This is a genomic window from Stenotrophomonas sp. 115C5 (genome assembly GCF_056861055.1).
Map to the genome: position 1 here is coordinate 556,417 of NZ_JBSPUQ010000001.1, position 13,309 is coordinate 569,725.

Consider the following 13,309-nt stretch of genomic DNA (forward strand, 5'->3'; position numbering starts at 1 on the left):
CATGGACCACAGCTAGCATGTAACAATGGTCGGAAACGTAGATTGGAGCACCCGAGCTAGGTCGGCACTGTGTCTACGGCATTCTTCTTGCACCACGTGGCCATAGGTCTACTCGCCTCCAGCCCTCCAATGATCGAGAATCTGCATCGCATCAACTATCTCGCTCTTTCCTGCGAACCGCCGCTCGAATTCGGAAACAACCCGACGGCAAAGGACAAGACTTGAATCTCTTTCGCTCAGAATCTTTGCAAGAACGTACTTTTCCATCTCCAGCAACCGCTCCCTTCCTCGCCCCGTTCTCACCTGGGAAGCAAGAACATCAAGGTTCCGTTCGAGCGTGACCACCTGATCAATGAGAGAGACGTTCTCGCTCCTGAGCGCAACTCGCTCAGCGACATCACGCCTCTCGATCTTAGCTTTGCTAGTCGAACTCGGAGCTACTGCAACATCAAGGACTCGCAACAGGTCCGCATGTACGAAGTTCCCGAACTTATCCTTCCTATAGAGAGTCGAACGCCCAACTTGATCTCCATTAGGCAGTAGAGCACCACTCACAACTTCGGCTCGGGTGAACTTTTCCCCGGTCGCTAGCAGGCTATCAAGAGATGAAAGGATAGCGGCCCGAAATTGCTCGGATGGCTTACGCATGCCCTGACTCCTTTCGTATCCAACGCAACACCCGCTTGCACATGGCGATAGCCTTGTTCGATGCGGTTCGAAGCTCCGGATAATTCGTCGTTCGATGAACTACCTGGTGACGCTCCAAGCGTTCCTTCCAGATTGACTCCCGCGACAAATCGACACCGAAGTTCGGACATCCCGCACACATCTCAGGCGTTCTGTTTCCATAATTTGGCATCACTCCATCAAGCGAACACTTCGCCCGTCTGGCCCGCCCAAGGGACATGAAGCAGTAGCCATCAGAGTTCGCAACAATTCTAAGACCATGATCGCCGACAATCCTGCGAACAATTACGTCTACCGCATGGGGATCGACAACAACCACAGTCGACTGCAGAATTCTCATATACCGCCTCAGAGTCGAAGACACACCTCCACTCAACTCGCGCACGCCGAGTAGGGAATCCTCAAGAACTTGCACAGTTAGCTCCCTGATGGCCTCAGGCATGAATGACCACGAATCCTCATCTTCAACGTATACTTTCGTGAAGCCCGGATCATTGTGAAGCATGACCCTAGAGAGAAAGAACAGATCCTCCATCTCGAAACGCCACGTCCAGAGCAGCGCGTACGCCCGCCGGAACACATGTGGCCGCAGCTTGCAGTCAACGCCTATGTGCTTGGCGAAGGCATCAAGCAGATTGTAGATACCTCTGGAGTCAAGCGCCCAGTGAGCCTTACCTTCCCTTGAGCAGGTGTGCTGGAATGGGACCCGAAGGAGCAAGGACTGTTCACGCGAGCGAAGCCTCGTTTCCGCCGTGAGGCCGCGAATCACATCCAGCGCGCTCCTGACAACTCCAATCAACGGGCGGGAAGTTGCTCGTCCGCCAGCACACCTTGCGCCTTTGTATTCCCTGCTAATCAGATCTACGCTTTCCTTGACTGATCGAGCTACGTCCTCCTCCTGAATTGCGGCACCTTCATGCTTTCTCGCCGCAGTGAATGAAAGGAGGATGGTGATGCATGCGCCGTAAGTAGCGCGAACCTCCCCAAACAACATGCGTGATGATCGACCACACATGGCCTCAAACCAGGCACTATGCGATGACTTTATTCCGGAATAGCTAAGATAGATCTGAAGATCACGCAGCAGGGCTGGAGCAGCCTCAATCAACGCGATTGCTTCATCAAGGATCCGAAACAGCTCCAGCGGAGGAAGCGTTGGCGTATGCCCATCTGGAACTCCAATGCGACGGGCGATCGCAGCGCGCTCCCGATAGCCAAATGGACTAATTTCGGGCCCATGCCCAACGGCATTGCGCGCCTTCCATGCGTAACTTAGTGCTGATAGCCTGGCATCCGCGGCCGAAGCGCAAAGCTGCAAGCGCTGAACATAGCCAATGTACGCATCTGCATGCACTCGACCAAAACTGCGGATTGAGGTCAATCCTTGATCGAAGCAGCAGAAAATGCAGAACGCCCGGACATTTCTAGCCAGGCACACAACACTACCCGCACTGCGGATTCGAGATGACGGCGAGTCGCAAACCTCCTTGACCAGGCGTTGCCCGTAAGCAATCCAAGATGGCCACGCCCCATACATGACCGTCTCTCGTAGATCGCATTTGAGATCCCAATGAACTGTGTAGCTGGAAGGGGCGACACCCGGAACATGACCAGAGAAGTGCCAAACATCTTCATCGAAATGACCCGAGATCATGTCATTCAACAACGAGAATGCGGGCTTCTGCTGATCAAGCTCTTCCTTACGAAGGCCCGCATGGTCCACCATCTACTCAACCCTCGGCAGAACGATGCAGTTTGCGGCGGATTGTGCCCGCTTTATCTGAGAACTTGGCACTTTGGAGAGCAGTACATGATATTCGGCAAGACGCATCTGCCAGTAGCCGGACCAGCGCGCCGGACTCTCAAACAAAAGGCGAGCTTCACTGGACTCAATGTCGCGGACCCAGGCTAGCCACAGCGCAACCGTCGAGTCATCAGTGAGCACCATATGGGCAAGTTCTACTACCTCCTCCCTCTCCACTTCGTCCCGCGCCTGCTTCGCCGAGCCCGACACACCCTTGACTTCATCCAGCAATCGTTTCTGAAATTCAATCTGGCGACCGCGCAACCTTGACTCAGCACCCAAGCTACCAACGTATCCAACTGTCGTTGAATACTGCTTGTGATTTAGCTTCTTCTTTATTTTCCCGATCGGGGCTCCTTGTAGATGCAGGATAGAAGCTATGGTCGCTCGGAAGCTCCTCGCGCAAGGATGATGCTTGATTGTTTTGAGAAGCGGACTGGATTCTGCATATATTTCCATCGTCCGAGCAGCCATGTCGGCTGCATCTCCGATGTGATACTTACCAATTCCAGACGCCCTATCCTTTCCACCAATTCTCAACATCAGAGGGCAGCGCTCTTCCTTTAGCCATTCCCTCCCCTCTGGAATTTCAAGCAACGCACGGCGATGAATGACCTGATAGCGCCTAGTGAGGATCATTGCTCGATCACCACTCTCAATGGTCGCTGTCGTGGGCCCACCCCTTTTCTTTCCCAGATGGACGTCCCAGTCTCCATCTACGACACCCTCCAGAACGGTTTCGATGGAAGAGTGAATTAGAACTGATGAAACGTTTGGCGCGAGCTCCTCATGGGAGAGAAGCATCATCATCAGATGAGCATGTAGCTTGCTGCTGGGAAAGAACGCAGAAGCAACTCTAGAAGGAGGCCACCCACGGAACTTGAGATAGTCAGCAACTCCCTCTGGCCATAAGGACGACTTTGGAAGGAGCCTGCCATACGTTACATAAAGGACGCTCAGCGCGAGATAAACGGTACGGCGATCAAGTTGCGCATGAGTCCAGCCCTCCACCTCCTTGGCTATGCCCATCGCGACTGGACCCGCGGATTCGACGAGAGACATTATCATCCCACGCTCTTCAGAGAACATTCTCCTTACATCCCTGGATGTCATTCCCCGCGCCTTTAGAAACAAGTAGATTCCAGGTGGCCATTGCTCAACCGCCGGCAGGTCGAACCCATATTTTGCATAAAGAATTATAATCGCATCGTCCTGCGATCTTCCCGAGCCGTAGCTGTCATTGAAACTACTAGAGGTCTTTTCTTCACACACCTTTCCTCCATCAACCTCATCAATCATATGATTGACCAGCTCGCAATCCTCCAGTCTAGATTCAAGCCGATCCATCGATAAGGTATGCACCGCATGGATGGCTGTGATATCAAACAACAACGCAATTGCCACCACGTGATCCAGACGTCGATCCTCCTTGATCTTCTCGAGGCGATATTCATTCCCCAGAATGACGCTATTCACACTATCTCCCGCCAGTTGAGAAAGCGTCGGATAGGCCCTCTTGACTGTTGACTTGAAATTCAGAGGCAGCTCTTCTTCTGGCAGAACGCCCGCACTCATGAGCTTTAGAACAAATCCTCTCGCAGCTCCGTATACTTGCACCTTTGTATTAGCTTGCGAACGATCATCGTTATTTAGTTGCGATCTATACTTCGCAAGAGACGCCGCATTCAACCGACCGTTTTCGGCCTCTGCACAGCGAAAGTATCGAAGAAGTGTATTTCCGATAGACGATGGTGAAGCTTGATCGCGAAGATAGAGATTGGCTTGATAGAGAATCTTACTTCCATTCTCAATATTCTTAAGAACCGCAACGTTCAACCGTTTCCCGGGACCACATACCAAAACCCAATCCTTCACCGGCACATGCGCGATAGCGCCTTCCGCCTCAGCAACAACTAGAGGCGTCCTTCTCAGCCGCTTGCGGCTACTTGAAGTTGCCGCTAAATCGCTCATATGTGTAGATCTCCAAGCTCGCCTCGGATCTGTGTCGCGTACCAACTTGCGCAATGCGCTCCGGCTCCCGAATACCATCCTCATCTAGACGCCTGATCAGCCTAGTTCCGAAGCTATGCCTTAGTCCGTGGAGCCACACTCGCTGCTCCTCTTGCAGCTCGTTGGCTGATATCGCCTTCAAAAACGCGCGCCTCACTGTATTTGAGAACGCCTTGGCAGACATTCCACGCCCCGTGGTCTCCGAGACGAATATTTCCTGCGGTTCCACATAACGCTCTCGCTTTGTCCGAGAAATCCTCTTGAATTTCTTCACGACCAAGTAACGATGCATTGTCAGTCACACGGGCGTGCGCCTTGACCTTTGCAATCCACTCCGATCTCGGCGCCTTGGCCGACCGCTTATCTGTCGACTTATCCTTGAACAAAGGATGAGAAATTGATTCATCGCCGCGCAACGCGATTTGAATCGCATGCAAATTACTAGTCCCGCACAACAAGCGGGCATACCCTTGCTCTTCGACCCAGTAGCAATAGGAAATTGCAGACCTCAATACCTGGCAAGCGTAGTTTTCTGAATTCTTCTTCCCTTTTGAATTAAAACGCTTCGATATCGCGTTTTTGTAAGCAGCGAGCCAAGCCTCGTCTATCGACTCCAGTTCTCGCTCATCTGTTTCCAGTTGTGCAGTCAGGTCCAACAGATGTGCAGCACATGTGCGAATGGACCCGACATTGCGGGTCCTAAGCAGATGAAAGAAATATTCAAGGGAGCGCCGATCAATCTCAAACGCCCGAGTAATGACTATCGGAAATCCTTTGGTAGGACGTCCGTCAATTATTGCTGAGTGCGTATATCTGAGATGCGCCATGCCGAACCTCAACGCTGCAGCGAACAAGGCTAGCTTCTCACAACACGACTACAGAAACCCGAGCAAAGGTCTCACGATGACTATTCAGTCACATTAAACCGTTCAGCGATTCAGCAAAGTTCTCTGACGGGTGACTGGCCAATCCTCACCAATTAATAACAAGACACGGAACGTCTCGTAGAGTCAATCGAGGTGATAAAAGATGACTTTGTTGATGCCGCGCGCCATAGATGGATTCTTCCGTTGTCCGGGGCTGGACCAGTGATAGCACACCCGACGGGGTGCCGATACGCTGGACCTCCCACGGTTGCGAATGGGGGATATCGGAACGAGGCATCTTACCATTCCCTTCGCCCCCGGCCCGTCGGGAATCCGGCCGATCCGGGTCGGAACCGACCTCAACGAAGCAGGGGGCGATCCAGCAGCAGGCCGGTGACCCGCGTGACCTCCCCCACCGCCACCACCTTGGGCCCTTCATGGCAGTGGAAGCGCACGCCCGGCCGGATACGCTCCCGGTGCAGCCCAGCCCTCAGCACCTCATTGACCACGGTCAGGCCGGCCAACAGGGGCTCGCCCACCGGCAGCGGCAGCTCGGTCGCCCAGCTGTCGCCCTCGGCGTGCCGGAAGTCAGGCCAGATCATGAACAGCTCTGGCGCCCCGGCGTCAGCGGCGTAGGCGAAGTCCCAGCGGATACCGTTCCGGGCCGGGGTGCGCCGCCCGCCCTCCTCCGGCGCGAGGATACGGATCCGCGCCTCGAAATCATCCGGAACATCCGGGTACAGGCGAAAAGACACCGCTTGGCTCCATCAGGCTGTGGCACTGACCGTCGCATGCCTGCGACCTTGACCACAAGCAGCATCGGGCGGGACTGCCTGCAGCCACCCCATGGCATCATGCCCAGGCACCTTTTCCCCAGCCCCTTCCGCGCGCCCATGACGATCAAAGGCAAAGCCACCTCCCTGGACATCGCCCACCTGGCCGGGGTCTCCCAGCCGACCGTGTCGCGGGCCCTGCGGGGCAGCCCGATGGTCAATGCCGAGACCCGCGAGCGCATCCTGCGCATCGCCCGCGAGCTGAACTACAAGGTCGACAAGAACGCCTCCAGCCTGCGCCTGCGCAACGCCGGCACCCTGGCCCTGCTGTTCTTCGAGGACCCGACCAACGACGATTCGCTGATCAACCCGTTCTTCCATTCGATGCTGGGCTCGATCACCCGCGCCTGCGCGCTGCACGGGCAGGACCTGCTGGTCTCGTTCCAGCAGCTGTCCACCGACTGGCAGGCCGATTACGAGGACAGCAACAAGGCCGACGGCATCATCCTGCTCGGCTACGGCGACTACCACGAATCGCGCGACCGCCTGCAGCGGCTGGTCGAACAGGGCACGCATTTTGTGCGCTGGGGCGCCGCCCTGCCCGGCCAGCCCGGTGTCTCGATCGGCAGCGACAACTTCCAGGGCGGGCATGACATCACCACCCACCTCCTGCAGCAGGGCTGCCGCCGCATCGCCTTCCTCGGCCATGCCTCCAGCCATTACCCCGAATTCCAGGAGCGCTACCGCGGCCATGTCGCGGCCCTGCAGGACCACGGCCTGGCTGCCGAACCGGCGCTGCAGCACGATGCGATCACCACCGAGGCTTCCGGCCAGGAGGCCTGCCAGGCGCTGCTGGCGCGCGGCGAACCGATCGATGCGATCTGCGCCGCCAGCGACCTGATCGCCATCGGTGCGATGCGCGCCCTGCGCGAGGCCGGGCTACGGGTGCCGCAGGACGTGGCGGTGACCGGCTTCGACGACATCCCGCTGGCCGCCTCGGTGTCTCCGGCGCTGACCACGGTCCAGCAGGACACCAAGCAGGCCGGCCAGCTGCTGGTGGAGCGCCTGCTGGCGCTGATCGGCCGGCAACCGGTGGAGGGCCAGAGCATCCCGGTGAAGCTGGTGGTGCGGGAATCGTCGCTGCGCCGGTAAGCGCCACCAGACCTCCCGCCACGCCTCAACGTGCGACGGCGGAATTCTCCCCCCATGACCAACGGCGGATGCGCACGGAAGCCGATGCGCGGATAACGCGCAGACATCGCCCATGGAAAGGTGTACGTCGCATGCTGAAGATCGATTCGCTGTCCAAGACGTACGCCAACGGCGTGCATGCCCTCAACAACGTCACCCTGGACATCCCGCGCGGCATGTTCGGCCTGCTCGGTCCGAACGGCGCCGGCAAGTCGTCGCTGATGCGCACGCTGTCCACCCTGCAGGAAGCCGACAGCGGCACGGCCACCCTCACCATTCCCGGCGAGGCGCCGATCGACGTACTGCGCGACAAGGACGCGGTGCGCCGCCGGCTGGGCTACCTGCCGCAGGATTTCGGCGTGTACCCGAAAGTCAGCGCGCTGGACCTGCTGGAACATTTCGCGGTGCTCAAGGGCCTGACCCAACGGGCGCAGCGCCGCGAGGTGGTCGATGGACTGCTGCAGCAGGTGAACCTGTGGGACGCCCGCAAGCGCAAGCTCGGCACCTACTCCGGCGGTATGCGCCAGCGCTTCGGCATCGCCCAGGCGCTGCTGGGTGACCCGCGGCTGGTGATCGTCGACGAGCCCACTGCCGGCCTCGATCCGGAGGAACGCAACCGCTTCCTCAACCTGCTGGCGGCCATCGGCGAGAACGTGGCAGTCATCCTGTCCACCCATATCGTCGAGGACGTGACCGATCTGTGCCCGACGATGGCGATCATGAACAAGGGCCAGGTGCTGCTGACCGGCCGGCCTACCGAGGCCATCAACGCGTTGCAGCACCAGGTCTGGCGCAAGCAGGTCGATCCTTCGGAACTGGCCGACCACGAGGCACGCTACGTGGTGCTGTCCACCCGCCTGGTCGGTGGTCGCCCGGTGATTCACGTACACAGCGCCAATGACCCCGGCGACGGCTTCGCCGCCGTAGCCCCCGACCTCGAGGACGTGTACTTCCAGCGCCTGCGCCTGCAGGCCCGTGCCCGCGCGGCAGCCTGAGCGGAGCACGCCATGATCCTCAACTTCTTCCGCTTCGAGCTGCGCGAGCAGCTGCGCTCCCCGCTGCTGTGGCTGCTGGCCGGGCTGTTCGCCCTGCTTGCCTTCGCCGCCGCGTCCAGCGACGCGGTGCAGATCGGCGGTGGCGCCGGCAACGTGCACAGCAACGCGCCCACCGTGATCGCACAGATGCTGGGCATCTTCACCCTGCTCGGCATGCTGGTCACCGCGCTGTTCGTCAGCAACGCGCTGTTGCGTGACTTCGAACTCGGTACCGCTGAACTGATCTTCGCCAGCCCGGTGAAACGCCGCGACTACCTGGCCGGGCGCATCGCCGCCGCCCTGGCGGCAGGCCTGCTGGTCTACGTGCTGATCGCGTTCGGCCTATGGCTGGCACCGTTCATGCCGTGGATCGATCCCGAACGCATGGGCCCGATCAGCTGGCAGGGCTATGCGTGGACGTTCGCAGTCATCGTCATTCCCAACCTGTTGTTCACCACCGCGCTGCTGTCGCTGCTGGCGGCGCTGACCCGCTCGATCCTGTGGGTCTACATCGGCCTGGTGGCCTACCTGGTGCTGTATGGCGCCAGCGCGGCCCTGCTGCGCGACATCGACAACACGTGGATCGCGGTGCTGAGCGAACCGCTGGGCATGCGCGCACTGGGCCGCACGATCCGCTACTGGTCCACCGCCGAGCGCAACAACGGGATTCCCGAGCTGGCCGGTTACCTGCTGGCCAACCGCGCCCTGTGGTTGGGCGTGGCTGCCGCGCTGTTCGCCGCCACCTTCGCGCTGTTCCGCACCGAACGCAGCGGCAGTGGCCGTCGGCGCTGGGGCCGCAGGCAGGCGCAACCGGTTGCCGATGCCACCGGCACCCGCCCCACCCGCGCAACACTGCCGCGCGTGGTACCGGTGTTCACCGCCACCACGGCGTGGCGGCAGTTCCTGCGACAGGTCCGCTTCGATACACGCGGCGTCCTGCGCAGCGTGCCGTTCATCGTGCTGCTGGTACTGGGCCTGGCCAACTTCCTGCCCAGCGCGCTGTTCCGGCAGACCCTGTACGGCACCTCGATCTGGCCGGTCACCTCGCAGATGATCATGGGCCTGCAGGGGGCCTTCAGCTGGCTGCTGGTGATCATCGTGCTGTTCTTCGCCGGTGAGCTGGTCTGGAAGGAACGCAGTGCGCGCATCAATGAAGTGACCGATGCCATGCCGGTGCCGAACTGGGTGCCGCTGTTGGCCAAGTTCACCGCATTGCTGGCGGTGATCGTCTGCTTCCAAGCGGCCGGTGCAGTGGCCGCGATGGGCGTGCAGCTGGCCAAGGGCTACACGCATCTGGAGCCGCTGCTGTACCTGCGCAGCCTGGCGCTGGATTCGGTGGTCTACATCCTCATGGGGGGCCTGGCGCTGGTGCTGCAGGTGCTCACCAACAACAAGTTCGTCGGTTACGCATTGCTGATCGTGGTGATGATCGGTCAGGGTGTGCTGGGCATGCTCGACTACACGCAGAACCTGTACAACTTCGGCAGCTGGCCCAACGCACCCTATTCGGACATGAACGGCTACGGCCACTTCCTGACCGGGCAGCTGGCATTCCAGGGCTACTGGGCCCTGTTCCTGCTGACCTTGATGTGCCTGGCGTCGGCCTTCTGGGTACGGGGTGTCAGCCAGGGACTGCGCCAGCGCCTGGCCCTGGCCGGCCGCCGCCTGCGTGGTCCGACCGGCGCCTTCGCCGCGGTGGCCGCGCTGGCGTTCGTCGGCCTGGGCGGCTGGCTGTACTGGAGCACCAACATCCGCAACGAGTTCATCTCGCCCGACCAGCAGCTGGACCTGCAGGCCCGCTACGAGCGCGAGCTGTCGAAGTACCGCAACCTGCCGCAACCCCGCATTGTCGCCGTGGACAACCGCGTGGACCTGTTCCCGGAATCGCAGTCGATGGTGATCGATGCGAATTGGACGGTGCGCAACACCCACGCCACACCGATCCAGGACGTGCACGTCTCGATGGGTGATGACAAGCAGCTGGTTGCGGTCGATCTGGGCGGACAGACCCTGTCAATGCACGACGCCGATCTCGGCTACCGCATCTACCGCCTGCAGAAACCGCTGCAACCGGGTGAAACCCGCAGCGTGCATTTCCGGGTGGTGCAGAAGCCCAACGGCATCACCGCTGGCCAGGCACCGAGCAACATCGTGGACAACGGCACGTTCTTCAACAGCCGCGTACTGCCCTCGTTCGGCTACAACGAAGGCGCCGAGATCAGCGACCGCAACGAACGCCGCAAGCGCGACCTGGGTGAGCCGCGGCGCATGCCCAAGCTGGAAGACGAAGCCGCACGCGCCAACACCTACATCTCCAACGATGCCGACTGGCTCGACTTCCGCACCACGGTCTGCACGGCACTGGACCAGGTGGCGCTGGCCCCGGGCTACCTCCAGCATGAGACCACGGTCAACGGCCGGCGCTGCTTCAGCTATGCCATGGACCGGCCGATGCTGAACTTCTACGCCTATCTGTCGGCACGCTGGGAGGTGCGCAAGGCGAAGTACAAGGACATCCCGGTGGAGGTCTACTTCGACCCGGCGCACGGCTACAACGTGGACCGTATGATCGAGGCGGTGCAGAAGTCGCTGGCCTACTACGAAACGAACTTCACCCCGTACCAGCACCGCCAGGTGCGCATCATCGAGTTCCCCGGCTATGCGCGCTTCGCGCAGTCGTTCGCCAACACCATCCCCTACTCCGAGGCCATCGGTTTCATCGCCGACCTGCGTGACCCGGACAAGGTGGACTACGTGTTCTACGTAACCGCGCACGAGATCGCGCACCAGTGGTGGGCGCACCAGGTGATCGGTGCCAACGTGCAGGGCGCAACGGTCCTGTCCGAATCGCTGTCGCAGTATTCGGCACTGATGGTGATGGAGCAGGAGTATGGTCGCCAGCGCATGCGCCAGTTCCTCAAGCGCGAGCTGGACGGCTACCTGTCCGGCCGCGGCGGCGAAGCCATTGAGGAACAGCCTCTGGAACGTGTGGAGAACCAGCAGTACATCCACTACCAGAAGGGTTCGCTGGTGTTCTACCGGCTGCGCGAGGAGATCGGCGAGCAGGCGCTTAACCGGGCATTGAAGCGCTTCCTGCAGGACAAGGGCTACCAGCAGCCGCCGTACACCACCTCACGCGAGCTGCTGGACTACATCCGCGCCGAGACCCCGGCCGACCGCCAGCAGCTGGTCACCGACCTGTTCGAGAAGATCAGTTTCTACGACAACCGCGTGATGGTCGCCAGCGCCCGCCAGCGCGATGACGGCCGCTACGACGTGACCCTGGACCTGCATGCTGCCAAGCAATATGCCGACGGCAAGGGCCAGGAAAGCGACGGGAAGATGGATGACTGGATCGAGATCGGCGTGTTCGCCAACGGGCCTTCAGGCAAGGAACGCGACCAGAAAGTGCTGTACCTGCAGCGTCATCACATCACCAGCGCCGATCCGAAGATCACGGTGACCGTGGATGAAAAGCCGGATGAAGCGGGCTTCGATCCGTATAACAAGTTGATCGACCGGGTGAGCGACGACAACCGGCGCAAGGTGACGATGTGAGGCAACGGGGCGCCGGCGCTCCACGCAGCACGTGCGGGCTTGGCTCGGCATTACTGTAGTGCCGAGCCATGCTCTGCACATTGTCCACGGCAGCCGCGAAAACTCAGTGCACCGCGGCCTTCGGCCCCAGCAATGCCAGCAGCACATAGACCACGATCGAGGCGACGGTGCCGAACGCTGCCGGCAACCCGAACGCCCACGCCGAACGGCCCTGCTGGCGTGCCCACTGGGCCAGATGCCAGGCCGCGCCCAGGTTGATCAGCCAGGCAATGACGAACACCGGCCACAGCACCATGCCCACCGCGCGCAGCAGGGGCATGGACACCAGCGCTGCAGCGATCGCTGAGATCAGGAAGATCAGTGCGGAGCGGGAATGGCGCGATGTGGATGCGCTCATGCGGCCAACCTGCGCACCATCACCAGCACGCGATAGCTGCGGTTGTCGGCTTCCTGCAGCGGCTTCCAGCCCAGCCGAGCGTACAGGCCACCATCCAGCGCTTCGGTCTGTAGATACAACTCGGAAACCCCCATCCGCACCGCCTGCGCCGCTGCCTGTTCCACCAGCGCGCCAGCCAGCCCACGCCCGCGATGGCTGTCGGCCACGAACACGCTGCCCAGCCAATGTTCGTACTGTGGGAACGCCTGCACTTCCCGGCGCTTGAGCTGGACTGCGCCAACCACCTGACCGCCATCGAATGCAGCGATCAGGTGCGGGAAACCTTCGGCATCCTGCGGCGGATTGAGCCGCTGCAGTTCCTGTTCCAGTGTCAGGCCGGCGTCCTGGCCCCATTGGGCGTGGTACCACTGGGCCAATTGCTGTCGTTCCGCTGCGTCGGCAGGCAATACCCTGAACTCCATGACCAAGCCTCGATCCCGATGTCGCCCAAGGGGATCACGGACGGCGTTCAAAAGGAAGCCTTCTGTAGCGTCGAGCCGTGCTCGACTGAGCGGGCATTGTGCGAAAGGCAGCCGAGCATGGGCTCGGCTCTACAGGACAATCAGCCCTGGGCGAAATCCTTGAGGATTTCGCCGATTCCGCTGGGCGAGATCTCGAAGCCCAGCGGAGTGCCCGGGTTGATCACCACGCCGTAGCCCCCCGGCACGCGGCGCAGCACGTCCAGCATCAACCAGCGGATCTGGTGTTGGGCCTGCTGGCTGTAGATGCCCACCCGCGATGGATCGGTGAACACGGCCACGTGCAGGGTGCCCTGCTTGTCGAACAGCAGCGGGTCGAAGCCGCTGCCGTCGGGCGTGACCAGGCTGCCGGTCAGCAGCACTACCTCGGAAGCGACGAAGGCCTCCATGAAGGCGCGGATCGGCACCGCCCCGTCCATCGCCGCCTTCAGCAGGGTTTCGATCGGGGTCTGCGGGGCGAGGTCGGTCATG

General features: G+C 60.5%; 11 protein-coding genes. 3 read left to right on the forward strand and 8 right to left on the reverse strand.

Annotated elements, in window-relative coordinates; translation table 11 throughout:
* Positions 1–108: 108 nt before the first annotated feature.
* The 5 genes from AC13FN_RS02595 to AC13FN_RS02615 all read right to left on the reverse strand — a co-directional run bounded on the left by AC13FN_RS02595 (position 109) and on the right by AC13FN_RS02615 (position 6,122).
* A complete protein-coding gene (locus AC13FN_RS02595) occupies positions 109–648 on the reverse strand; it encodes a hypothetical protein (protein ID WP_482985203.1) in 540 nt (179 codons plus the stop codon).
* Positions 641–2,413: a hypothetical protein gene (locus AC13FN_RS02600; protein WP_482985202.1), complete on the reverse strand. Its 1,773-nt coding sequence runs from the start codon at positions 2,411–2,413 to the stop codon at positions 641–643. Before AC13FN_RS02600 ends, AC13FN_RS02595 begins: the two co-directional genes overlap by 8 nt.
* Complete coding sequence (locus tag AC13FN_RS02605) at positions 2,414–4,462, reverse strand: hypothetical protein (protein WP_482985201.1); 2,049 nt, start codon at positions 4,460–4,462, stop codon at positions 2,414–2,416. It lies immediately after the preceding gene.
* A 113-nt stretch (positions 4,463–4,575) separates the two neighbouring features.
* Positions 4,576–5,157, reverse strand: a complete 582-nt coding sequence (locus AC13FN_RS02610) for a hypothetical protein (protein ID WP_482985200.1) — start codon at positions 5,155–5,157, stop codon at positions 4,576–4,578.
* Positions 5,158–5,726: 569 nt separating this feature from the next.
* Positions 5,727–6,122 carry a hypothetical protein gene (locus AC13FN_RS02615; protein ID WP_482985199.1) on the reverse strand — a complete coding sequence of 132 codons (396 nt, stop codon included), beginning with the start codon at positions 6,120–6,122 and terminating at the stop codon, positions 5,727–5,729.
* A 138-nt stretch (positions 6,123–6,260) separates the two neighbouring features.
* Between AC13FN_RS02615 and AC13FN_RS02620 the strand changes: the two genes are divergently transcribed.
* The 3 genes from AC13FN_RS02620 (at position 6,261) to AC13FN_RS02630 (ending at position 11,923) form a co-directional block, all read left to right on the forward strand.
* The gene (locus AC13FN_RS02620; RefSeq protein WP_054171200.1) at positions 6,261–7,292 is read left to right on the forward strand and encodes a LacI family DNA-binding transcriptional regulator; all 1,032 of its coding nucleotides are present in this window, start codon (positions 6,261–6,263) and stop codon (positions 7,290–7,292) included.
* 131 nt (positions 7,293–7,423) lie between these two features.
* Positions 7,424–8,326, forward strand: a complete 903-nt coding sequence (locus AC13FN_RS02625) for an ATP-binding cassette domain-containing protein (protein ID WP_197644096.1) — start codon at positions 7,424–7,426, stop codon at positions 8,324–8,326.
* 12 nt (positions 8,327–8,338) lie between these two features.
* Positions 8,339–11,923 carry an ABC transporter permease/M1 family aminopeptidase gene (locus AC13FN_RS02630; RefSeq protein ID WP_482985198.1) on the forward strand — a complete coding sequence of 1,195 codons (3,585 nt, stop codon included), beginning with the start codon at positions 8,339–8,341 and terminating at the stop codon, positions 11,921–11,923.
* A gap of 103 nt (positions 11,924–12,026) precedes the next feature.
* On the opposite strand, the gene AC13FN_RS02635 is transcribed toward AC13FN_RS02630, so the two are convergent.
* From AC13FN_RS02635 to AC13FN_RS02645, 3 genes are all read right to left on the reverse strand, one after another.
* Positions 12,027–12,320, reverse strand: coding sequence for a hypothetical protein (locus tag AC13FN_RS02635; protein WP_054171198.1), 294 nt, complete (start codon positions 12,318–12,320; stop codon positions 12,027–12,029).
* Positions 12,317–12,781 carry a GNAT family N-acetyltransferase gene (locus AC13FN_RS02640; RefSeq protein ID WP_482985197.1) on the reverse strand — a complete coding sequence of 155 codons (465 nt, stop codon included), beginning with the start codon at positions 12,779–12,781 and terminating at the stop codon, positions 12,317–12,319. The genes AC13FN_RS02635 and AC13FN_RS02640 overlap by 4 nt, the downstream gene beginning before the upstream one ends.
* 140 nt (positions 12,782–12,921) lie before the next feature.
* Positions 12,922–13,308 (reverse strand): SseB family protein, encoded by a 387-nt coding sequence (locus tag AC13FN_RS02645; protein WP_049434524.1) that lies wholly within the window; start codon positions 13,306–13,308, stop codon positions 12,922–12,924.
* Between the last annotated feature and the right edge of the window lies 1 nt (position 13,309).

Excerpts from the sequence above, each read along its gene's own strand:
- AC13FN_RS02640 (WP_482985197.1), bottom strand. The coding sequence starts at position 12,781 with ATGGAGTTCAGGGTATTGCCTGCCGACGCAGCGGAACGACAGCAATTG.
- AC13FN_RS02620 (WP_054171200.1), top strand. The coding sequence starts at position 6,261 with ATGACGATCAAAGGCAAAGCCACCTCCCTGGACATCGCCCACCTGGCC.
- AC13FN_RS02595 (WP_482985203.1), bottom strand. The coding sequence starts at position 648 with ATGCGTAAGCCATCCGAGCAATTTCGGGCCGCTATCCTTTCATCTCTT.
- AC13FN_RS02645 (WP_049434524.1), bottom strand. The coding sequence starts at position 13,308 with ATGACCGACCTCGCCCCGCAGACCCCGATCGAAACCCTGCTGAAGGCG.
- AC13FN_RS02635 (WP_054171198.1), bottom strand. The coding sequence starts at position 12,320 with ATGAGCGCATCCACATCGCGCCATTCCCGCTCCGCACTGATCTTCCTG.
- AC13FN_RS02625 (WP_197644096.1), top strand. The coding sequence starts at position 7,424 with ATGCTGAAGATCGATTCGCTGTCCAAGACGTACGCCAACGGCGTGCAT.
- AC13FN_RS02605 (WP_482985201.1), bottom strand. The coding sequence starts at position 4,462 with ATGAGCGATTTAGCGGCAACTTCAAGTAGCCGCAAGCGGCTGAGAAGG.
- AC13FN_RS02600 (WP_482985202.1), bottom strand. The coding sequence starts at position 2,413 with ATGGTGGACCATGCGGGCCTTCGTAAGGAAGAGCTTGATCAGCAGAAG.
- AC13FN_RS02630 (WP_482985198.1), top strand. The coding sequence starts at position 8,339 with ATGATCCTCAACTTCTTCCGCTTCGAGCTGCGCGAGCAGCTGCGCTCC.